Source organism: Otoolea muris (assembly GCF_943193115.1).
GTDB lineage: Bacteria > Bacillota > Clostridia > Lachnospirales > Lachnospiraceae > Otoolea > Otoolea muris.
Genome location: NZ_CALPCY010000058.1, coordinates 1 through 19743, shown reverse-complemented (window position 1 = coordinate 19743; position 19743 = coordinate 1). Strand labels below are relative to the sequence as shown.

The following is a 19743-nucleotide window of genomic DNA, read 5'->3' as shown; positions in this document are numbered from 1 at the left end:
AAGTGTACGGATTATACTTGACCTTTTTTGGGTTTGGATGCATTTCAAGCATTATAATTTCCTTCAAATCAATGCTTTTTGACAACTGCCTGCCCTCTTATTTTTAAGTCATGCAGTCGGTTGTCCATCATAAATTTCTTTTTTCTTGGGTCGCCCTCTGCACGGTAGACAATTAAGCTCTCTAAGTCAAATACGGAACTCCAGACCGTTTCAAAGTCTGGCTCATTGTCATACTGGCACATAAAGCCATAATCGCCCTTTAAAAGCTGCTTGGTGGTTTCAATATAATCCTCTTTTATCCGTCCCGAAACAAAACTGTCTATGACAACTTGATACCGTTTATGGGAATCATAATCATCCCCATTTGCATCATCGTATGATTTCATTTCTTCAGATGTAAAACTGTTGACAGCACAAATAATTCTTCCATTATCAAAACTTTCTGCATCTCGGATTTTTTTTATGGATGGCGTACATTCAGCCACTGCCATATCGCCGCTTTTATCTGCAAGCAGAATATTACAGTTAGAAGCGATTGGAAGTTCCATTAATAGGGAAACTGCCTGCTCCGTATTATCTGCTTTTTCGAGCAGATACCGCACGATGAAACAGGAATTAAATCCCGCCTGTATCTTATCAAGGCTGGTCATTACAAAAGTCATTGCAGCCGCAAGCCCATGTTCATTTATTCCCTCCTCCCCGTTAATAAAAGAGGATGTCGTAATATTAAATCTATTTCTGTTCTTCGGGGCATAGATTTCACTTTTGCTCCCCTCCCGCAGATAAGGCGGCAAGTCATTGTTTCTGCCATATAGGATTCTTCCGCCCTTTGCATATGCGAAAGCAGTGCATCCCCGAACTTCAACGGGAATATTGCTCTCCAGGTTATACATGCAGCATCCCATACATAGCATCCAAGAAGCAAAACGCAGATAATCCGCACCTATGGCGTCGCTCACCCCTCTGATTTCCTCGCATACCTCTGGGAAATATGTTCTTAATGCCGCTTCGCTCCGTTTCCCATGTTCCAGTTGAAATTCATCCAAATGGAGCGGGAAAGAAACCTGACATTTTTTGAATATCTTTCCACGCTTCACACCCATTTCATAATGGTCTCCCTTTAACCTTAAATGATACACCGTTTAATCATCCTCCTTACTGACTGCAATCCATACTTCGGAATGTCCGTGTACTGGCTGTCCGCTGCAGATCGGATACACTTCAATATCTGGCGGCTCTGCATATTTATACCCGGAGAACGGCAGCCATTCCATATAGAACCGCCTGAACACACTCTGCACATCTTCCTTAAAACGCCCATCATTGTCAAATATTACCCATGTAGCCGCAGGGATTTCCAATCCATACATGCCCGCAGGGGCAGGGGAATTTGCAGCAACGCCGATGTAGTAATAAATTTCTTTCGGGTTTTTATATACGCTGATTCCTAAAATTCCTCCCGGCTCTCCATTAGACAGCCCGCATATTTCCAAAAATTGTTTTCCCTGCAATGACGCTTTCCAAAATGCTGGGACAATCCTTAAATTTTCTTCCATATCCGAAGTCAAAGGGATACGGATGCCCACAATACGCAGGGGCGGCTTTTCCGCAATGCGATATGTCATAGCGCTTCCTCCTGTGATTTCAATCTTAAACTGAATTGACGGATATGCTTGCAGGACACTTCCCCCTAGCTTAGCTGCCGTTGGCGTGATGCCATGAACATTCTGAAAAGCCCGATTAAAAGCAGCCGGAGAGGAATATCCATATTTTAATGCAACGTCTATTACCCTGCTGTCTGCCCGCTGCAATTCAAATGCCGCCTGCGTCATTTTTCGGCGGCGTATGTATTCCGCCAAAGAAACACCCGAAACATAGGAAAAAACACGCTGGAAATAATAGGGGGAACAACACGCAATGCGGGCTGCTTCATCATACGATATTTCCTTATCCAGATTATCTTCTATGTAATCAATGGCTTTTCCAAGCTTTTTCAACCATTCCATCCTTTTACCTCCTTGCCGTTAAGGATAGCTTAATCCGATTTATATTTCCTCTCTTTTTCTGCTATCTTTTGTAAACACAAGTAATTTCTCACTCCTATCAATCGTTTCTGCCTTTCTGTCAAAAATAATTGTACGGTTTTCGATGCCTGCACAGCAGATATATCGTCAGCATAAGCGTGAGCAGTTCCGCAAGCGGGACTGCAAGCCATACGCCTGTCACCTCTAAAAATCTCGGCAACGCCAAAAGGAACACCGTAATAAATCCAAACGTCCGCAGGAAAGATATGGCGGCAGACGCTTTCCCATTGGATAATGCCGTAAATAATGCGGATGAAAAAATATTGCATCCAGAGAACATAAAGCTGAATGAAAAAATGCTAAATCCATTCTTTGTAATCTCAAAAACATTCCTGTTATTCTCCGCAAATACCTTGGCAATACTTTCCCCGCCGTCACAAACAGATTCTGATACAGCACCTGCATCATGTTAAAAGCGGCGAAAATGAGCTGTGTCGTCAGATAATCCCTGCAATATGGGAACAATATTTCACTTGCACCCAATCCCCAGATAATTTCATCCAAAAAGAAAAGCCCTGCCGCTGTAATCAGCAGACCGATAACCGCCCCTGCCACGACAATCAACGTGAAATTGCTTCGGGCTTCCTCTGTGTTTCCATTCCCCATTTTCTTCGCAACAACCGCACTTCCTCCTGTCGCAAGCATCGTCCCCAGACCGACAATCAGATTGATGACGGGGCAGACGATATTGATGGACGACAAAGCGTTCGTGTCTACAAACCGTGCGACGAAAATTGTGTCTACAATGGTGTATAATCCCATAAACAGCATCATCACCATGCTTGGGAAAGCAAATCGGATAAGTGATAGGGCGTTAAAGCTCTCTGCCAACGGGTTTTTCTGTGTTTCGCTCATTCCTTGTTTCCTCCTTGTTCTCCGGAAGAAGCACGAAACGCTGCGTCGGGTAGCCATATTCCACAAGCAGTTCCCGTTCTGCAAATCCAAGACGGCGGTATTCTTCCCGCCAGCCCGTATCTGCCTTATCGCCTGCACGGTATGTCGTCAAGGTAATCTCTTTCCCGCAAAGCAGTTCCTCCGCCAGCTTATCAATGAACAGCTTTGTAATGCCGAGATGCCGATACTGCGGATGGACAGCCAGAAAGTCTATGCTGCCTGTGTCGGGCGAAAATCCCATCACGCCAATAGCCATGTCGTCATCCCGTAAAATCAAAGCCTTTTTATCCGCAATATACCGATGCAGGTTTGCGGCGTAATCTTCCTTATCCAGACATGGATAGCCGTCAATCGCGAGGCTTACCAGTTCCATCCAGTCATCCGCATCTTCGGGCGTGGCAAATTTTATATTGTCTTTTGTCAAATCCATTTTTACAAGCTCCTCCTTCAGATAAATTTCCAGCTGTAACGGGTAGAAGTTTTCCGTTTCCCGAAATTCCGCAGGGGAAGTCTTATACATCGCCTTAAAAATATCCGTAAATGCCTGCTGGCTTTCATACCCGCTCATAAGGGCAATCTCGATAATCGGTTTTGCCGAAAACACCAGAAGTTTTGCCGCTTCTGTAAGCTGCCGCCGTTTTGCGTAGTCGTGGATAGTCAAGCCGGCTGTCTTTGTAAAAATCCGATGCAGGTGGTATTTGGAATAGTGCAGTGCCGATGCCACCATATCTAAATCCATCTTTTCGTGCAGATGTTCTTCGATATAGCGGATAGCCTGTGAAACAATTCGTACTGTCTGACCTTGCATTTTGCTCCCTCCTTTCTTCATTCTCGCCCACGCTTTATGGACATAGAGGCACACCCTTGTGGTGTTTCCTTTTTTCCGCACTTTTTAAGCATTATGATATGCCTGTGTGGGATTTCAATGAAATATTGTAACACACGGAGTTTTCTATCTTTTCATCATTCTTGCTATGTTTTTGACAGTTGTTTTCTATCCTTACTATTGCATTTCATTGTGCGCCTTATCATAACACTTAACTCACCTTTCCTTTAAAATTACATTCTTACAGTCTATTTCTTTTCTTATCCACTCCCGCATTACATTCAACTGATATTCGGTGTGAAACCAATGCTCACAATTCTCAGCAACAGTAAGATTACAGCTAAATTTTTTCGTAAACTGTTCTACAAGGCAACGGTCAATCAGATTATCATTTTCCCCATACAATATTTTAGTCGGAAAGTCCCATTGTCTAATTGGATGCTCTAATACATACTTCCAATATTCCCATGAAAGCGTCTGCCCGAAGTCAGTTGGAATCAGACGCTGCTTTTCTAACTGATTTTGTGATACACCTGCCCATTCCATCATCTTTGACATGAGTTCTTTCATATCCAGAACAGGAGAAACAAACAGACAGTTTTTTAACGGCTCATTCCCAAAACTTAACATACTGAACCATGCGCCGATGCTGCTCGCATATAAAGAAATCTGCTTCCACCTATCTTTGACAAAATCCATAATCCCAGATAACTCTGGCACAATGCTCCAAGGCTCAAATTCTACTGCCCCATTTACCCGCTCCCCATGTTTCGGCAAATCTACGCTAAGAACCTGCCACCCGAAACAGCAAGCCACGTCTGCGAATACTGCCGCTTCTTCTTTACATCCTCCCTGACCATGTACATAAAAATATAGCTTTCTTGATGGAAGACCCCAAAGAAAAGCAGGTATTCCATTTATTTCAAATTCCTTTTTCATTCTCGCCATCCATTCTTTCCCCTTTCAAAATACTACTAAAAATAGTATAAACACTAATATAATTAGTATTCTATCTGATCATACTCTCACTGTCAATAACTAATGGCAGAAAATCTAATAATAATATTGACTTTACTAATCTCATTAGTTAAAATAGTTAGAAAATATCTTTGCGAGAGGTAAACTTATGCGGATAACAAAAGCTGATGTAATACAAACTGCTGCGGATATAGCGGATAAAAACGGCTTAAGCAATGTTTCTTTAAAAGTCGTTGCCGAAAGCCTTAATATCCGTACCCCGTCATTATATAACCACATAGACAGCCTTGAAGCCATGCTTAGGGAAATCGCCCATAATGGTATGAAAACCATGAATGAACGGATGATGCAGGCAGCTATCGGCAAAATTGGGGACGATGCAATAAAAAGCGCAGGCATCACATACCTTAACTACATGATTGAACATCCTGGAATTTATGAAACAATACAATGGGTAACCTGGCATGGCACTGAGGAAACAGGGAAAATATTTGATAACTACCTTTCACTTTTAAAAACGCTCGCCCTTTCATGCAATTTTAATCCAGTAAACATTGATGAAATTTTAAACTTATTGACAGGCGTTCTTCACGGCTACACAACCTTGCAACTGCGATATGCGTTTACCAAACCTGATGAAGTCAGGACATCCTTATCCACCGCCCTTGATACCGTACTGGCAGGGCTGCATCAAAAGTATGACCAACATGAAAAGGAACATTTATGATGGCAAATAACATATGTTACTTATACAATGCCCAAGCAGGCATTGAACTGATTTTCTGCAGAGACTCAACTATATCTATATCTTACCCGTTACATAATCACGTTTCCGTACTAACAATCGGCATCATATTGGATGGCTCGCTTGTCCTTACAACGAATAAGGAAACAAGGGTTTATAAACAAAACGAAACATTTACAATATTCCCATATGTGCCGCATAGCATTTCGGCACATAACAGCTATACCCTGCTTACCCTGTTCATTGATAAGAATGCTGTAAATGACGCATCTGTTACCACCATACAAAAACGTATCGGACTTCTTCTGATGCAGGCTCTGAATATGGTGTTGTTCTTCAGATTAAAAGAGCATTCGATTTGCAGATTTTTTTAGCAGAAAAAGAATCCATTATAGATTTCCCGCCACATTGCGGGAATACGGTTCCGCACATTATTCGGAACGGAAAATACCCCTGTGCAAATTAATTGCGCAGGGGTATGTCCTTCTTGGAAATTGCTGAACAGGAAACCGGAGAACCTGAACCAGTATTTAGGGCGCACAGAGCCGCCAAAAAGCGCACAGGAACAGCCAGATCGGGATAATAACCCTTCCCGGTAATTCTCTGTCTGAAAAGGGCTTTAAAAGCAAAAAAAGCATCATGGAAATGTGCATAACTCCCCATTCCGCTATGGACACACCATTCACAGCTTATGGAAAAGCAAAAGACAGCTTTCCCACATCCTGCAAACAGTATTGCCCACAGCTCCATAAGACGGGGAGTTATACACATTGCCCACAATGCCGAAGGCGGCGGAATCCCACCCACTCCCTACATTTTATCTCAATATCCTTTTAGGCATAAATATTAATCTGGCTTATGCTCAATACGGTGATAATCGGATATGATATTTCCTAATGTGATGCTTTCTAAACTTTGGCATAGGTCATTTCTTATTTTCTCATAAGAGCAGTCCAATACATTATGGATATTTTTTCCTATGGGGCATAGCTGCGAAGGCAGTGAATGAATGCCTATAAGTTTGGAACTAAAAGCTGGCTCTATCGCTTTACATATACGGTATAAGGTCACTTCATCCGGCGGACAGTTCAGAGTTGTTCCGCCTGTCCCGAATTTCACAGATATTATGCCATCCTTTTTCAATGAACTTATAATATTGCGGATTGTGACAGGATTGATCCCGGTTGATAACGCCAGAAGTTCACTGGTTACCTTCTGCTTATCCCCATATTCATAAATAAAAATAAGGCAGTGAATCGCAACCGAACATTTTGTACTGATATGCATGACATTACTCCTTTCCACGTTAGATTGTAGCATATATTTTTATTGCTGTAAATCTTGACACTACACCATGCGCCTGTTATAATAGTGTAAATTTTAGATTTACAGGAGGAACAGGCATGAAAGTTTCACAGATTATTTTTAGTCCGACAGGAGGAACGAAAAAGGTTGCAGATGCCATAACAAATACATGGGGACTGCCTGTAAATAAAATTGATTTGTCCAATGCAGAAACCGATTATTCCTCGCTTAGTTTTGAAAAAGATGATATTGCGCTTATTGCGGCTCCGTCTTTTGGCGGACGTGTTCCAAGCCTTGCCACTCAGAGAATCTCAAATATTCATGGCAGTCATACCCCCTGTGTAATTGTCTGCGTATATGGTAACAGGGCATATGAGGATACCCTGATTGAATTAAGCGATGCTGCTGAAAAAAGCGGCTTTCAGGTAATTGCTGCCATTGCCGCCATCGCAGAACATTCTATTATGCACCAGTACGCTACAGGCAGACCGGACACTAAGGATAAAAAAGAATTAAGCGGCTTTGCGAAAAAAATATCAGAGAAAATAAACAATAACCTGACCGGTCTTTCCACACCGCAGATTCCGGGAAACCGCCCCTACAAGAAAGCGGCCGGAATCGGCTTAATACCCAAAGCGGACAATAACTGCACAGACTGTGGTCTTTGCGCCAGACAGTGCCCTGCACAGGCAATCAGCAAAGAAAATCCAAAAGTTACGGACAGTAAAAAATGTATTTCCTGTATGCGCTGTGTCGTACAATGCCCGCAGTCATCCCGCAAAGTAAATGGGGCTATGGTTTCTGTTGCGGCATTGGCAATGAAAAAAGCCTGTTCAACAAGGAAAGGGAATGAGCTTTATATTTAATTTGCTTCCGGTTATATCCAATGCCATATGATATAGTCTAAAAACCGCGAAAAAACAGGGTAACAGTTCAGATAGGTCTGCGCACCTGCTGCGCTGACCGTACGAAAACGTGGCGGCAGCAGGCATCTGCCCCATCGCGAAGCGATTTTCATTGGCAGATGCCGTAACAGTTCAGGTTATCTGAACTGTTACAAAACAGGGGTGCCGAAGCCCACCATTTCCTAAACCCTCTTGCAAAATTCGCAGTGTTGGTTTATAATTATCTTAGAATCCGAAGGATATTGGAACGTCCGACGGTTGTACAACCGGAAACTTATAATGCGTTAAAAAATCAACGGAAAAGGCTATCCCTGTTGCAGTAGAAGATAGCCTTTTCCGTTACTTGCGGTTGTTTCTGTTGTCTAAGTATGTTAATGCTGCGAAAATGACCAACAGCAGTGTAAGTATCTCAAGTGTGTTCATACCGACCTCCTTTCCGTTTCCAGAAAGGACAATCGCAGACTATTCCTACTCGCTCTAATCTGACTAAGAGGATTATAGCACGTTATGTCGAATAATGCTATAAAAGATTTGCGTTAATCACTCCGCCGCTTCCAATGCCGCCTCTGCAAATTCCGCATCGCTCATGGCTTTCAGATTCCCTATGACCTGTCCGGCAAGCTCCGCCATATCACTGTCCTGTATATGGGGGATCACGTTCTGTATGTCGGCAATCATGCCCGTCCTGTCCTTCCCCTCAAACACACACATCAAATGGATTTCTTCCACTGTAAATTTATCCATAGCTTATGTCTCCCTCTCTGATTTTTTCTCTGTCCCATTTTCCGGGACTGACTTATCCCTCTGCTCGATAACCGCCTTTTTCTCTGCCAGTTCCTCAATCTTTGCAAGCGGCTTGTATTCCGTCAGCTTATCTGACAGCTCTTTCGCCCTCCTTGGGCCTGTACGCCCTCACTGTCATCAAGCTCTGTCCCTTTCCCGATAATATCCGTCATGCCTTCCTAGATACTGTCTGAAATGAGCGCATTGACCTTGCCTTAAACGGCTGGGGGGTATGAGGATTGCCAAACAGCTTATGGAGGACAAAATCCCCATCACACGGGTAAAGGGCAATACGGAATGTGACGTGAATTATTACTCATGGGGGAGCGCACGGATTAGCAGCCGCATGGAGCGGCGGTATCTGGCGGACGCTTCGGAGATGGAGAAGGAACGGGAACGGCTGGAAGCAAGGAACCAGGAGATTGACGAGATGTTCCTGAACCTGTATTCCGACAAGGCAAAGGGAATCCTGTCCGAGCAGCGTTTTGTGAAGCTGACGGCGGCAACGCTGCACTAGTACAGCATTGTATTAATTCTCGAGTAAACACCACTCGCTATCCGCGCCCTCTGCACGCCTGCGAAGCTAGCCGTAGGCTCCACTACGACGTCGCTTCGCAGACGCACAGATGACACGAATATCAAGCGATTTTTACTCGCGAATTAATGCAATGCTGCACTAGAAGGATTGGCACTCTCCCTGCGCCGCTCCAACGAGCAGGAGAGTGATGTACGCCCCTTTATTCGGGAAATTCGGCAGTACGCCACAGTCCGGGAACTGGACGAGGGTATCTTAAACCGCCTTATCAGCCGGATTCTGGTGGGTGAGGTGAAAAAGGTTGGCGGGGAGAAGTTTCAGGAAATCAAAATCATTTATAACTTTGTCGGGGAGATACTGGCTGTAACAGAATAATGTGAGATTATAGAAAGACAGGAGGAATCCTACTTTTTAAGATTTCTCCTGTGCACTGGAGCTGTTTTTTTACAGCTTCTTTTAGATTTAACCGTGAATACACAATGATTTTGCAAAATTATTCACCTGTGATTATTACAATTTTCACAGCTTGAGTTGGATGTTCTTCATTGTCAAGTGTCCCCCGGTAACTGATCTCCACTTTATCGCCCACGGCAATCGTGGAACCTCCTTTTGCCTCATGAGCACTTTCCGTGGAATACCCTTCTAATATCGGGGTATTTTCTGTAAAAAAATAATAGAGCATATCGTCCTCAGGAGTCCTGAGTGTAAGTTTGTTTTCTTCATACTTTTCAATAATTCCTGCTATGGGATCGCCCGCTGGGATTTCTTCGGCCGGAATTTCTTCGGCTTCCGAAGTGGTTTTTCTGGTTTCTTCTGTAATCTCTGGCTTTGACGATTCTGTAACTTTTGCTTCTGTTTCTGTAGTTTTTGCATCTACGGTTGTTACGTCTGCCGCTTCTTCCTGAACCGTTTCTTTCGGGGAATCATTCTCCACAGATATTTCATCCTCTTTTGGTTCCGATGAGCATCCGATCATCCCCATAGCTAAAGCTATCATAAACATCAGTATCAATTTCCTTTTCATAATTTTTTCCCTCACTTTCTAAAAGAATCGTATTTCCGTGGCATAAAATTTATCATTTTTAAAGCTGCCCTTCATTTCAACAGACATATGTACCTTCAAGTCCTGAAATTCAGCTTTTGTGTCCTCAGAGCTTTCTCCATTTCCATCAGTGGCTTTTAAATAAAAACGGGTATCATCTCCCAAAATTACATGAATCAACCGGGAATCAGGGAGATCAGCATTGGAGCTTGGAGAACTGTATGATAAGGAACCGTCATCAAGAATTTTTACTTTCTTTTCGGCAATGAAAAATGAGTCTTCTTCAATCTTCCAGACCTTACCCAGAAAATCCGCATCAACAGCAGCAGCGACATCCGGCTCTAGTACCTGCCATTTACCTGCTGTATTTTCCTGAAGTCCATCCGTGTTCCCATCAATCTCTTTTAACGGCGCATCATTCAATTCCTCTAATAATGCTTCGTCTGCCTGGTTTTCTTCTGTCTTAGCAATAGAACCGGAACCACATCCTGTAACCATTGTATTCAATATACAGACAGTACCGAGTAATATCATTACTTTTTTTAGTTTCATAAATACCTCCTTGTTATCATAGAAATAATAGATATTATAGTTTATCTAAATCATTTAAACAACCTATTTGTTGTGAAATGCTTCTTAAGTGTAGCAAACGTCCTTAAACCTCTCTTAACGATTTATCTTTTCTGCCCACCTTAATCCCAAATATGCTGCGCCATTCCAAGGCGGTCCATCTGTTGCAGGCAGGTGTAAACCTGATCTATATCTGTGACTTTCTGGGCCACAGTGATATCAAAACTACAGAGATCTACGCAAGGGCCGATACGGAGCTGAAGCATTTGAAACTGTAGGCTTACCTATCGCAATCTGGCGCGAATGCTCATGTGCGGTAAAGCAACACGCAAGAACTTGACAGACAGCCTTCCATTATTCCGGCTTAATAGGAATTTCAATTTGAGTGATATAATCATCTATACTGTCAATAACCAGCTCATTGATACCTGTTTCATAAGCATAGCCGCATAAAGTTAATCCTTGCTTTTTCGCATAGGCAGGGATTTCTTTGTATCTTTTGGGAAGTTTGTCCCAATTTCCCTTACAGAAAGCCCTTAGATATGTTCCGGCAGGCTGCAAGTGAAGCCCCTTTTTAGAAACCGGAAAAGACATTTCGATATAAAGGGCAGTATATTCGCTAAAATTTCCTTGATACAAATTCTCCGACGGGAGCATAGAGCCATAAGAAGCATCGTGCAGACGGCGAAGCTGATATTTTTTTGTTTCAGAAATAACCTTTTCGATTTCTTGTTCAAGTGGTAAGTTTTCAGCCGTATCAACAACCACCAAATAGCAGCTTTGTTTTTCCACAAGGCTGATTTCTGCTATATCCAAAGAACGAAGCATATCCATATTCTGCTGATGATTGATTAGGATTTTTTGTATAGATTTTTAATGGGAAATTGTTCGATTTAACTCTATAATTTTTTCCTGCAAAAGAGAACCAAAATTATCAATGGTGCGATTTTCCATAAATTGTTTGATTTCATCAAGAGATACATTCATTTCCCGCAGCATTAAAATTGTTTCCAATGCTGCACTCTGCTGGTAGCTGTAATACCGATAGCCGTTTTCTTTAATACAGGCAGGTTTCAGCAAACCAATTTCATCATACCACATTAAAGTTTTTTTATTGATATCCAGTAGGAAAACAAGTAGGAGGATTTTTATGATACGCATTTTAGGAATTGCACTCATTGCAGGGATAAAGATACTCTTGTGCAAGGGATAACAGTAGGTATTCTCTCATTCCTCATATCAAAGAGTATAAATTTTAAAATTGATACCAAAATAGCATTTTTTATTAAGACACGTATATTTAAACTTGCTATAATAGATAAGAGCGCAAGGAGGGTATGATGAAAGACCAAAAAGAAGTTGTAAAAAAAGTCATAGATTATATCGAGAAGAATTTAGAGAAAGAAATCAGCTTAGATAATATATCAAAAAATATTGGTTATTCCAAATTCTATCTTAATCGCATTTTTACAGAGTATACAGGAATTACCATGTATAAATATTTACAAAACCGCAGACTCACTGTTGCTGCTGAAAAGCTGGTTAGAACAGATAAGCCAATAATGCAAATTGCGTATGAAGCTGGATATGATACACAACAGTCATTTTCGTTTGCTTTTAAACAAATATATTTATATCCACCTAAAATTTATAGGGATATTGGAATCTTTATGCCAAAACAAAACAGAATTTCTATGTGTTGTTCTTATATCTTTAGTTACAAATTTATTACACGAATTATGGAGAATGCTGCATGAGTACGATACCTTATGTAATTGAACAGACAAGCCGTGGAGAAAGAAGTTATGATATTTTTTCACGGTTACTATCCGATAGAATTGTTTTTTTGGGGGAAGAAGTAAGCGATATGTCGGCCAGTCTGATTATTGCTCAAATGTTGTTTTTAGAAGCGCAAGACCCCGAAAAAGATATACAGTTATATATAAACAGTCCCGGAGGTTCTGTATCAGCCGGTTTTGCTATTTATGATACAATGCAATATATAAAATGTGATGTTTCAACTATTTGTATTGGTCTTGCCGCCAGCTTTGGAGCTTTTTTATTAGCTGGTGGAACGAAAGGAAAACGTATCGCTTTGCCAAACGCAGAAATAATGATACACCAGCCAGCAATTCATGGAAATGGTATTCAAGGACAGGCAACAGATATAAAAATAACATCCGACCATATACAAAAAAGTAAAGAACGCCTAAACTCTATTTTAGCAGGGAATACTGGAAAAAGCATTGAGGAAATTGCCCTTGCAACAGAACGCGATAACTATATGTCGGCAACTGAGGCAATGAATTTTGGGTTAGTTGATAAAATCATAGATAAGCGTTGAAATGATAGAATAAAAGCAAGCGCTCAACAGGTTCTTTCCAAGCTTTGTTGACTTTAGCTTAAAAAAGTGACAGTTGCTATGCATAAACGATACCTGATTTGCTTTTTGGGCAGCAATATTCTGCTACAATCAGGTTATTTAGCCCCCAAAATAATATCGCTATATGCTTTTACTTTAACAAAGCAGCGGTTACTATATGGTGCATTCAACAAACACTGGAAAGAACCAGTCAACAGGCATAAAAAGGAGGGGACAACAGACAGGAAATATTTTTTAAATAAGGTGGGGATGGAGAGGATTCCATAGCCTGTTGTGCACATTTCCATGATGCGTTTTATGTAGTATTCTGGTTTCATGTCTTATTTCAGATATTGGTTGAAACGACAGCCTATGCCCCAAATTGTCTCTATATAAATGGGTTCACTTGGCTTATCTTCTATTTTTCCCTTATATTGCAGATATAGCTCAAACAATATTATAATCACTATAATACAGTTCGTTCCAGACAATAGTATATATTTGTTCTTTGCTAAAAACTCTTCCGGGATTGCCTGTCAACAGGCACAGAATTTCAAATTCAATAAATGCTAATTTGATTTCCTGCTCCATTTTAAATACCACTCTTTTTGCTTATATTTATTTTTAATCCATTGATTTTGTGCCAATTCCTCGACAGAAAGTTTGCATTCTGGGTATAATTCCAACTGCTTTTTTAAGTTGTGGATATATGGGGAATGGTTTTTAAGCTGCCAAGTGGAAGAATCCGCAATTTTATCCAAACAGTTTAATAGCTGTAATATCTGATATTGGTTAATTTTTCCCATATCAAAATTTAGCTTTCCATTTACCGCATCATCTGCCAATGCCAATGCTATCGGTTCAAGAATTACAAATAAAATAATTCCAGTTCCTATAGTGTATTTTAATACTTCCATAAAAAATTTTTCATCTTTTTCATGTGCAAAATTTTTTTGTAATCTTGCTACATAAAAGGTATCAAAACCTTGCTTATGAATAATTTTATGAGATTTGTTAATTAGTTCTCTATGATGCATAAAGTAATCATCTAATATTGTCTTTATCTCTTTATATCCATACACCATTTTTTCTAATTGATTTCTAATCTTTGAATCCATAGGAAAGCGTTCTTTTTTTTCCCATTTTTTTAATTCACCATTATCTTTATTTGATAGATATAACATTGAATCAAATACTTCACTGGCTTGACGTACAGAATAAAAGGCACAATCAAAGTAGCCATCCTCATATAAGAAGATGGAATTAATCAAAAGTTGAGTCGCTTCTGATAAAAAGGCATTACAGTACATGATATCTAAACGTCCAGTAATTAGCAGCATACCATGCAAATAAGATAATAATTCTTTTCGTTCTGGTAACTCACATTTCTTTTTACAATTATCTTTCATGTTCTGCATTATCATTTCTTGTAAATCCATAAATCTCCTCTAAATTACATTAAAATATTTTAAAGCATCTTTAATCGCTTCCACTTTCTCTGCTGTCGGATGTTTCCTCGGCTGTTTCAATTTCTCTACCGCATTAGGGGCATCATACATCGGCAAACCTAATTCTCGTTTTACCTCTGCGATATATGCGGTATGTACTTTGAAGTCATATTTCGCTTCTATGTACTCCTTAATCATCTTGTATGTAACTCGCTCTTTCGGCTTGTACGCTTCGGCTCTCTTGGCAATATTATCAAGCGGCACTTTACCCTCGCCCTCGCCAAACTCCACTTTTACGTTGATTACGCTGTCGGTTTTTTTGTGGGAAAGCATTACAACCGTCTCCACATGAATACCAAATTAGAACATATCCCCACAAAACCACGGAAATTGGAGCAATATTTTTACAGTATGAATACCGTTCGTGTAACCCCTTTTCCCACAAATTTCCGTAATGCCCAATCCATAATATTAACTATTTTGTTGTTCTTTTTTTATAAGATTCTGTCAAACTGGTTATTTGATTATTGCAATCGTATTTAAAAATAATTTGCCCATTTACCTTTGTGTACATTTTGCTTTCTATATCCCAAAAATAAGCACCAAATTCCACAACTTCGCATCGAAAACTAGAATTAAGTATTTTCCAATGTAATTGAATATTTTTTTGGCGTTCCTTATTTTTCTTCCAATACTTTACAATTTCTTCGATTCCATTATATACTTTTTTTCTTCTAATAATATATTTAGCCGATTGAGAAAAAATAGACTTGAGCAATTCGATATCATAATTTTTCCAAGCAATAAAATAATTTTCTACCCTTTGCTTATGGTCTATAGAGACAACCATATATATTTACCTCCGAATCATGAATAAGCTCTGATATTATTTTAGGAACTGAATAATTTAAAAAGACAGATTCTATTCCATTATCTCCATTCTCTCTAAAATATTTTTCGATTTTTACTATATTATCACGATAATCAATAAAAGCGAACCCACCAGAAAACTTTTTTCTGTTATTAAACAATATTTTTAAAAAATCCCTTCTCTGTTCACAAAAAAAATATGAAAAAATCACTAATTCACTATAATTCTCATATGGCATTTCAAAGAAATCTTCTGTATAAGATTTTACATTAATAGACATAATCTGTGTTATATCTTTTGCAATACGTAACTGATTTTTACTTTTATCTATTAAAGAAACAGATAGGTTTTCCTCTTTTCTTTTTTTCATCAGCTTAGTAATGGCAATACTTACCGGAGCTGCCCCACAACCGACATCTAAAATAGAATTACCAATCAAATCATAAAATTTATCAAAAAAAATCAAACTTTTCAATAAATTCTTCCAAAAATAAACCTTATTGAAAGATGAAGCAATAGGATTATAATCAAGCTTACTAGCTTTCGCATACTTTCCCCACATCTCATAAAATATTTTCAATAAATAATCATTAATTTTTATTTTCTCTTTAAAAATATAGTACTCCTCTAATTCATCCCTTATTTCATCAAATACACAACTAATATATCTATTAATATCCGCCATATGTCCTTCCTCTTATAAAATCATTTTACTAACTGCGAAATTACTTGGAGCAAATACTGACTTTCACTATTTTCACGCACACTTATGACATATATGTGTTTCTCTTCTTCTTGCCTATAAAGTAAGTATTTTGCATTGTTACGCTCAATATAAGAAAATCTCAAAGATATTTCTGATTTTTGAATACATTTTATCAAATTAGTGTCACAATCATTCTGTAAACGCGTCTTGACACTGTCTAAATCATCTCCCGTATATAGCTTGAGCTTATTCTTATTTGATAACTCTGTCAAAACTTCTCTAATTTCCGCGCTTTTTTTAAGCCATCCGAAAGAATGAGAATAAATAGCAACAAAGTTTGCCCCCTTGAAGAAATCACACATTATTTGCACATCATCTTTTCCTGTATTAAAAATTTCTTTCTTCCTAAAACATGACTTTCTTCTGAAACCAACATTTTTTCTAAAATAAGAGATAAAAGTAACTAAAGATAGCAATATTCCACTTAAAGCAATAGATATATTCATCAAAAATTCAATTCTCATTTTAACATCATCAAAATTAGAATATATCAATTCATTAGTTATTTCATTTGAAGGCAAAATACTCCATATATTTATATATTGAAAACATATCATACTTATATCTTTTTCTGATAAAAGTTGTAAATAAACAATACTAAAAGCTACAGCTTGGGAACAAATAATTAGCACTATAAATATTATTATGATATGTAAAAAAGCGGAAAAACGCTCTACCCATCTATTCACCGCTGAACACAGCCACCATATCTTTTTAATCAACTTATTCTTTTCCATATCCTCACCTCATTTTTTAACTTATCCTTATTTTTTAATAGATATTATAAACCATTCATTACATTTCTATATTTATTATTCACCTGCCTTAAATCCAATATATCTATATAATCTTAAAGTGTTTCAACGCCTCCTTTATCGCTTCCGCTTTCTCCGCCGTTGGATGTTTCCTCGGCTGTTTCAATTCTTCTACCGCATCAGGAGCATCATACATCGGCAATCCTAACTCCCTTTTTATCTCTGCGATATATGCGGTATGTACTTTGAAGCCGTACTTCGCTTCTATGTATTCCTTAATCATCTTATATGTAACTTGCTCTTTCGGCTTGTATGCTGCGGCTCTCTTGGCAATATTATCAAGCGGCACTTTGCCCTCACCCTCGCCAAACTCGACTTTTACATTGATTACGCTGTCAGGTTTTTTGTGGGAAAGCATTACAACCGTCTCAACATGTTCACCGTTGTCCAAACCTATACTTAAATCATTTTCAATAATCGGCAGCTTAAACCGAATTGATTTAAGCCACTGCCCCCCCCCCTCATGTCTGTTATCCTATTTGTGCAACGGTCGTTGCACTTTTGCTGTTAATTTTGTTATTATTCTAATTCTTTTTCTATTTCTTCAATAGAAGGCAAACTGCTCTGGAACTCCTCTGGCAAAGACTGTGTGAGCTGATTCTGCCAATCTGCAACACCAATCGGGTTCTGATAACCAGATAAAGAATATTCCACTACAGTTTTATTCTTACCCTTAACCAACAAAAGCCCGATTGTCGGTTTGTCATCAGGATGGCACAAAATATCATTTACTATATTCTGATACATATTTAACTGACTGATAAATCCCGGCTCAAAATCACAGGCTTTTAATTCTATCACAACATAGCAACGTAATTTCAAGTGATAAAACAAAAGATCTAAATAAAAATCCTGTCCTCCAACCTCTAAATGAACCTGCCGCCCAACAAATGCAAATCCCTGTCCTAATTCTAATAGAAAACTTTGAATATGTTCTGTTAGTTTCTGTTCTATTTCCACCTCACGTCTTGGCATATCGGTTCCCAAAAAGTCAAACAAATAAGGATCTTTAAATATTTGATTCGCCATATCAGAATCAAGCGATGGCAGTGCCACAGGGAAATTGTTGACTGTTTTTCCAGTACGTTCCATTAATTTACTTTGTATCTGTAACTCAAGTATCGTTTTACTCCAACCATTTTCTATCGTTTTACCAGCATACCATATGCGTTCTTCCTGTGTTTTTAATTTATCCATCAAAGTAATATTTGTCCGCCATGGTATTTGTGCAACGACCCGTTGCACAATTTCATAATCCCCCCAACACTGGGCAAATTTTCGCATATACTTAATATTACGTGGAGAAAAGCCGGACATTTCTGGAAAAGCAATTTTCAGATCCTTTGACATACGGTCAATAACCTTTGCACCCCATCCCTCTTCCTCTTGTTTTTTCAAAATAGCCCTGCCAATATTCCAGTAAAGGCAAATCATGCTTGTATTGGCGTTCATTACAACTGAAACTCTCTGCTTCTGAATTTCTTTCTTAATTTCTTCTATAAATTGCAAATAACTATCACCCATTTCAGAAAGATTCGGAGCAACCGGAAATATCACTCCCTCTTTATCCTTTCCCATCCGCTTGCGCTTATCCATAAAACACCTCCTATATTCCTATTTGCCAATTACCATATTTATCCTATTCTTACATCCACATTTGGCAAAGCATAAATTGTTTTAGGTGCATTTTTAGGCAAAGTCAGTATCGACTACTTCGATACATTACGATTTCTCCTTACATTCAAATTGTATTTCCCCGATAATCTTAAAAATACCTTAATATAGAAATCATTTTATCACCTGTCTTTGGTTAAATATAGACCACGTCCTTAATTCCCATGGAATATAATGCAATCATAATCACACCGTCACTTCATCACCTGCACAAAAACTTTTTATATCTACACACCACTTTTGAATGTTGGTTTCAATGTTTTGCTTTCCTTCCAAGTGTGCCAAAACATGCCTTTTATTTAATAAATAAACGAAACAAATAACTTCCTGTGCCGTTCTTCGTCGCTCTTCATCACTAAAAAAATTCAAATAATCCATGTCATCCAGACTATTTGTTCTCTCTAGCATATGACTATCGCCATTAAGCACAAGCCTATACATTAGATTCTTGAAATAATCAATGTAATCTTTGTCTCCAATCTGTTGCAAAATCGTATCATCACAGGAAATCTCTGCTATTCCCTTTTTATACACAAATGTTGAGAACGCCTCCATCACTCGTCGCATTAAATTCCCAACAATCAGAGTGTCATTCGCATTCTTACCACAAGCATAATCATATACAGCTTTCAAAATCTCAGAATATTCGTTTCGTTTTGTGTAACTGAATGGAATAATCTCTTTGTTTTTTAATTCACAACAAGCATATGTAACTTTCTTTTGCCCGTTGCTTTCTCGCTTATATTCGATGCAAACCTCTTCTTCAATTTTTTGAAGATCATATAAACACTGAATATCATGTGTCATCACTAGAATTCGGCTTTCTGGATTGGTTTTAATAATATCGGCTACCTTTGCTTTCAGCAGTGACATAATTCCCACTTTGTTTTCAAAATCAAAACTTGATATGGGATCATCAATAACAAGGATTAGTTTTTTGAATACCCGTCTTTCGCCTCCTGATTCATAATCAGTTCTGTAAAAAAATAGCATAAAGCAATAATATTTCTTTCACCAACAGACACATTGTTAGGCTTTACTACTTTTCCGTGGGCATACAATACATATTTATATCCATTCCTTTCGCTTCGCTCAGGCACAAAACGTAATGAAAATGGTTTCCCTGAGCCTATTTTTTCT

General features: G+C 38.9%; 23 protein-coding genes and 5 pseudogenes. 8 read left to right on the top strand and 20 right to left on the bottom strand.

What is annotated here, in order from left to right:
- Nucleotides 1–68 precede the first annotated feature (68 nt).
- From NFS31_RS22390 to NFS31_RS22370, 5 genes are all read right to left on the bottom strand, one after another.
- Nucleotides 69–1139 carry a C45 family autoproteolytic acyltransferase/hydolase gene (locus NFS31_RS22390; RefSeq protein WP_275563919.1) on the bottom strand — a complete coding sequence of 357 codons (1071 nt, stop codon included), beginning with the start codon at nucleotides 1137–1139 and terminating at the stop codon, nucleotides 69–71.
- Between the two features lie 3 nt (nucleotides 1140–1142).
- Entirely contained in the window at nucleotides 1143–2006 is an 864-nt protein-coding gene (locus tag NFS31_RS22385; RefSeq protein WP_251500163.1) for an AraC family transcriptional regulator, read from the bottom strand.
- A 222-nt stretch (nucleotides 2007–2228) separates the two neighbouring features.
- A complete protein-coding gene (locus tag NFS31_RS22380) occupies nucleotides 2229–2939 on the bottom strand; it encodes an MATE family efflux transporter (RefSeq protein WP_331482822.1) in 711 nt (236 codons plus the stop codon).
- Nucleotides 2899–3786 (bottom strand): GNAT family N-acetyltransferase, encoded by an 888-nt coding sequence (locus NFS31_RS22375; protein ID WP_251500160.1) that lies wholly within the window; start codon nucleotides 3784–3786, stop codon nucleotides 2899–2901. The genes NFS31_RS22380 and NFS31_RS22375 overlap by 41 nt, the downstream gene beginning before the upstream one ends.
- Before the next feature lie 234 nt (nucleotides 3787–4020).
- A complete protein-coding gene (locus tag NFS31_RS22370) occupies nucleotides 4021–4752 on the bottom strand; it encodes an alpha/beta hydrolase (RefSeq protein WP_251500158.1) in 732 nt (243 codons plus the stop codon).
- A gap of 178 nt (nucleotides 4753–4930) precedes the next feature.
- Between NFS31_RS22370 and NFS31_RS22365 the strand changes: the two genes are divergently transcribed.
- A complete protein-coding gene (locus NFS31_RS22365) occupies nucleotides 4931–5509 on the top strand; it encodes a TetR/AcrR family transcriptional regulator (RefSeq protein ID WP_251500156.1) in 579 nt (192 codons plus the stop codon).
- A complete protein-coding gene (locus tag NFS31_RS28050; RefSeq protein ID WP_334303125.1) occupies nucleotides 5506–5901 on the top strand; it encodes an AraC family ligand binding domain-containing protein in 396 nt (131 codons plus the stop codon). The genes NFS31_RS22365 and NFS31_RS28050 overlap by 4 nt, the downstream gene beginning before the upstream one ends.
- Before the next feature lie 472 nt (nucleotides 5902–6373).
- Here NFS31_RS28050 and NFS31_RS22355 read toward each other — a convergent pair whose 3' ends face one another.
- Nucleotides 6374–6814 (bottom strand): RrF2 family transcriptional regulator, encoded by a 441-nt coding sequence (locus tag NFS31_RS22355; RefSeq protein ID WP_160283886.1) that lies wholly within the window; start codon nucleotides 6812–6814, stop codon nucleotides 6374–6376.
- Between the two features lie 116 nt (nucleotides 6815–6930).
- Here NFS31_RS22355 and NFS31_RS22350 point away from each other — a divergent pair, with 116 nt between their 5' ends.
- A complete protein-coding gene (locus NFS31_RS22350) occupies nucleotides 6931–7698 on the top strand; it encodes a 4Fe-4S dicluster domain-containing protein (protein ID WP_251500155.1) in 768 nt (255 codons plus the stop codon).
- 579 nt (nucleotides 7699–8277) lie between these two features.
- Here the strand turns inward: NFS31_RS22350 and NFS31_RS22345 are convergent.
- Nucleotides 8278–8481: a transposon-transfer assisting family protein gene (locus tag NFS31_RS22345; protein ID WP_251500153.1), complete on the bottom strand. Its 204-nt coding sequence runs from the start codon at nucleotides 8479–8481 to the stop codon at nucleotides 8278–8280.
- Between the two features lie 370 nt (nucleotides 8482–8851).
- On the opposite strand from NFS31_RS22345, the pseudogene NFS31_RS28510 reads away from it, so the two are divergent.
- Together NFS31_RS28510 and NFS31_RS22335 are read left to right on the top strand one after the other, a co-directional pair.
- Nucleotides 8852–9025 (top strand): annotated as a pseudogene (locus NFS31_RS28510) (recombinase family protein); the annotation flags it as partial.
- A 180-nt stretch (nucleotides 9026–9205) separates the two neighbouring features.
- Nucleotides 9206–9430 carry a DUF4368 domain-containing protein gene (locus NFS31_RS22335; RefSeq protein ID WP_331482820.1) on the top strand — a complete coding sequence of 75 codons (225 nt, stop codon included), beginning with the start codon at nucleotides 9206–9208 and terminating at the stop codon, nucleotides 9428–9430.
- Nucleotides 9431–9548: 118 nt separating this feature from the next.
- Here the strand turns inward: NFS31_RS22335 and NFS31_RS22330 are convergent, their stop codons facing one another.
- The gene (locus tag NFS31_RS22330) at nucleotides 9549–10079 is read right to left on the bottom strand and encodes a hypothetical protein (protein ID WP_251500150.1); all 531 of its coding nucleotides are present in this window, start codon (nucleotides 10077–10079) and stop codon (nucleotides 9549–9551) included.
- Nucleotides 10080–10097: 18 nt separating this feature from the next.
- The gene (locus tag NFS31_RS22325) at nucleotides 10098–10649 is read right to left on the bottom strand and encodes a hypothetical protein (RefSeq protein WP_251500148.1); all 552 of its coding nucleotides are present in this window, start codon (nucleotides 10647–10649) and stop codon (nucleotides 10098–10100) included.
- Between the two features lie 149 nt (nucleotides 10650–10798).
- On the opposite strand from NFS31_RS22325, the pseudogene NFS31_RS22320 reads away from it, so the two are divergent.
- A pseudogene (locus NFS31_RS22320) lies at nucleotides 10799–10942 on the top strand (tyrosine-type recombinase/integrase); the annotation flags it as partial.
- 79 nt (nucleotides 10943–11021) lie between these two features.
- On the opposite strand, the pseudogene NFS31_RS28405 reads toward NFS31_RS22320, so the two are convergent.
- Nucleotides 11022–11828: pseudogene (locus NFS31_RS28405) on the bottom strand (MerR family transcriptional regulator).
- Nucleotides 11829–12007: 179 nt separating this feature from the next.
- Between NFS31_RS28405 and NFS31_RS22310 the strand changes: the two are divergent.
- Nucleotides 12008–12424, top strand: a complete 417-nt coding sequence (locus NFS31_RS22310) for a helix-turn-helix domain-containing protein (RefSeq protein WP_416389495.1) — start codon at nucleotides 12008–12010, stop codon at nucleotides 12422–12424.
- Nucleotides 12421–13011, top strand: coding sequence for an ATP-dependent Clp protease proteolytic subunit (locus tag NFS31_RS22305; protein ID WP_251500142.1), 591 nt, complete (start codon nucleotides 12421–12423; stop codon nucleotides 13009–13011). The genes NFS31_RS22310 and NFS31_RS22305 overlap by 4 nt, the downstream gene beginning before the upstream one ends.
- Before the next feature lie 465 nt (nucleotides 13012–13476).
- Here NFS31_RS22305 and NFS31_RS28045 read toward each other — a convergent pair whose 3' ends face one another.
- From NFS31_RS28045 to NFS31_RS22255, 10 genes and pseudogenes are all read right to left on the bottom strand, one after another.
- On the bottom strand, nucleotides 13477–13620 hold the full coding sequence (locus NFS31_RS28045) for a winged helix-turn-helix domain-containing protein (RefSeq protein ID WP_251500139.1): 144 nt from the start codon (nucleotides 13618–13620) through the stop codon (nucleotides 13477–13479).
- A complete protein-coding gene (locus tag NFS31_RS22295) occupies nucleotides 13599–14468 on the bottom strand; it encodes a hypothetical protein (RefSeq protein WP_251500137.1) in 870 nt (289 codons plus the stop codon). The genes NFS31_RS28045 and NFS31_RS22295 overlap by 22 nt, the downstream gene beginning before the upstream one ends.
- Nucleotides 14469–14477: 9 nt before the next feature.
- Nucleotides 14478–14828 (bottom strand): annotated as a pseudogene (locus tag NFS31_RS22290) (23S rRNA (uracil-5-)-methyltransferase RumA); the annotation flags it as partial.
- A gap of 124 nt (nucleotides 14829–14952) precedes the next feature.
- Entirely contained in the window at nucleotides 14953–15327 is a 375-nt protein-coding gene (locus tag NFS31_RS22285; protein WP_251500129.1) for a hypothetical protein, read from the bottom strand.
- Entirely contained in the window at nucleotides 15305–16033 is a 729-nt protein-coding gene (locus tag NFS31_RS22280) for a class I SAM-dependent methyltransferase (RefSeq protein ID WP_251500126.1), read from the bottom strand. Before NFS31_RS22280 ends, NFS31_RS22285 begins: the two co-directional genes overlap by 23 nt.
- Before the next feature lie 20 nt (nucleotides 16034–16053).
- Nucleotides 16054–16851 (bottom strand): hypothetical protein, encoded by a 798-nt coding sequence (locus tag NFS31_RS22275; RefSeq protein WP_251500123.1) that lies wholly within the window; start codon nucleotides 16849–16851, stop codon nucleotides 16054–16056.
- Nucleotides 16852–16954: 103 nt separating this feature from the next.
- Nucleotides 16955–17305, bottom strand: a pseudogene (locus tag NFS31_RS22270) (23S rRNA (uracil-5-)-methyltransferase RumA); the annotation flags it as partial.
- Between the two features lie 143 nt (nucleotides 17306–17448).
- Nucleotides 17449–18525, bottom strand: a complete 1077-nt coding sequence (locus NFS31_RS22265) for a PDDEXK nuclease domain-containing protein (RefSeq protein WP_251500118.1) — start codon at nucleotides 18523–18525, stop codon at nucleotides 17449–17451.
- 264 nt (nucleotides 18526–18789) lie between these two features.
- On the bottom strand, nucleotides 18790–19596 hold the full coding sequence (locus NFS31_RS22260) for an AAA family ATPase (protein ID WP_251500116.1): 807 nt from the start codon (nucleotides 19594–19596) through the stop codon (nucleotides 18790–18792).
- Nucleotides 19533–19743: hypothetical protein (locus tag NFS31_RS22255; protein ID WP_251500114.1), on the bottom strand; the 211-nt coding region annotated here is incomplete at its 5' end. The genes NFS31_RS22260 and NFS31_RS22255, both read right to left, overlap by 64 nt.

Bases quoted from the DNA above. Each gene is read 5' to 3' on its own strand.
- NFS31_RS22260 (WP_251500116.1), bottom strand. From the start codon at position 19,596: ATGCTATTTTTTTACAGAACTGATTATGAATCAGGAGGCGAAAGACGG.
- NFS31_RS22330 (WP_251500150.1), bottom strand. From the start codon at position 10,079: ATGAAAAGGAAATTGATACTGATGTTTATGATAGCTTTAGCTATGGGG.
- NFS31_RS22350 (WP_251500155.1), top strand. From the start codon at position 6,931: ATGAAAGTTTCACAGATTATTTTTAGTCCGACAGGAGGAACGAAAAAG.
- NFS31_RS22370 (WP_251500158.1), bottom strand. From the start codon at position 4,752: ATGGCGAGAATGAAAAAGGAATTTGAAATAAATGGAATACCTGCTTTT.
- NFS31_RS28050 (WP_334303125.1), top strand. From the start codon at position 5,506: ATGATGGCAAATAACATATGTTACTTATACAATGCCCAAGCAGGCATT.
- NFS31_RS28045 (WP_251500139.1), bottom strand. From the start codon at position 13,620: ATGGAGCAGGAAATCAAATTAGCATTTATTGAATTTGAAATTCTGTGC.
- NFS31_RS22285 (WP_251500129.1), bottom strand. From the start codon at position 15,327: ATGGTTGTCTCTATAGACCATAAGCAAAGGGTAGAAAATTATTTTATT.
- NFS31_RS22325 (WP_251500148.1), bottom strand. From the start codon at position 10,649: ATGAAACTAAAAAAAGTAATGATATTACTCGGTACTGTCTGTATATTG.
- NFS31_RS22380 (WP_331482822.1), bottom strand. From the start codon at position 2,939: ATGAGCGAAACACAGAAAAACCCGTTGGCAGAGAGCTTTAACGCCCTA.
- NFS31_RS22355 (WP_160283886.1), bottom strand. From the start codon at position 6,814: ATGCATATCAGTACAAAATGTTCGGTTGCGATTCACTGCCTTATTTTT.
- NFS31_RS22345 (WP_251500153.1), bottom strand. From the start codon at position 8,481: ATGGATAAATTTACAGTGGAAGAAATCCATTTGATGTGTGTGTTTGAG.
- NFS31_RS22385 (WP_251500163.1), bottom strand. From the start codon at position 2,006: ATGGAATGGTTGAAAAAGCTTGGAAAAGCCATTGATTACATAGAAGAT.
- NFS31_RS22305 (WP_251500142.1), top strand. From the start codon at position 12,421: ATGAGTACGATACCTTATGTAATTGAACAGACAAGCCGTGGAGAAAGA.
- NFS31_RS22275 (WP_251500123.1), bottom strand. From the start codon at position 16,851: ATGGAAAAGAATAAGTTGATTAAAAAGATATGGTGGCTGTGTTCAGCG.
- NFS31_RS22280 (WP_251500126.1), bottom strand. From the start codon at position 16,033: ATGGCGGATATTAATAGATATATTAGTTGTGTATTTGATGAAATAAGG.
- NFS31_RS22310 (WP_416389495.1), top strand. From the start codon at position 12,008: ATGAAAGACCAAAAAGAAGTTGTAAAAAAAGTCATAGATTATATCGAG.
- NFS31_RS22265 (WP_251500118.1), bottom strand. From the start codon at position 18,525: ATGGATAAGCGCAAGCGGATGGGAAAGGATAAAGAGGGAGTGATATTT.
- NFS31_RS22375 (WP_251500160.1), bottom strand. From the start codon at position 3,786: ATGCAAGGTCAGACAGTACGAATTGTTTCACAGGCTATCCGCTATATC.
- NFS31_RS22365 (WP_251500156.1), top strand. From the start codon at position 4,931: ATGCGGATAACAAAAGCTGATGTAATACAAACTGCTGCGGATATAGCG.
- NFS31_RS22295 (WP_251500137.1), bottom strand. From the start codon at position 14,468: ATGGATTTACAAGAAATGATAATGCAGAACATGAAAGATAATTGTAAA.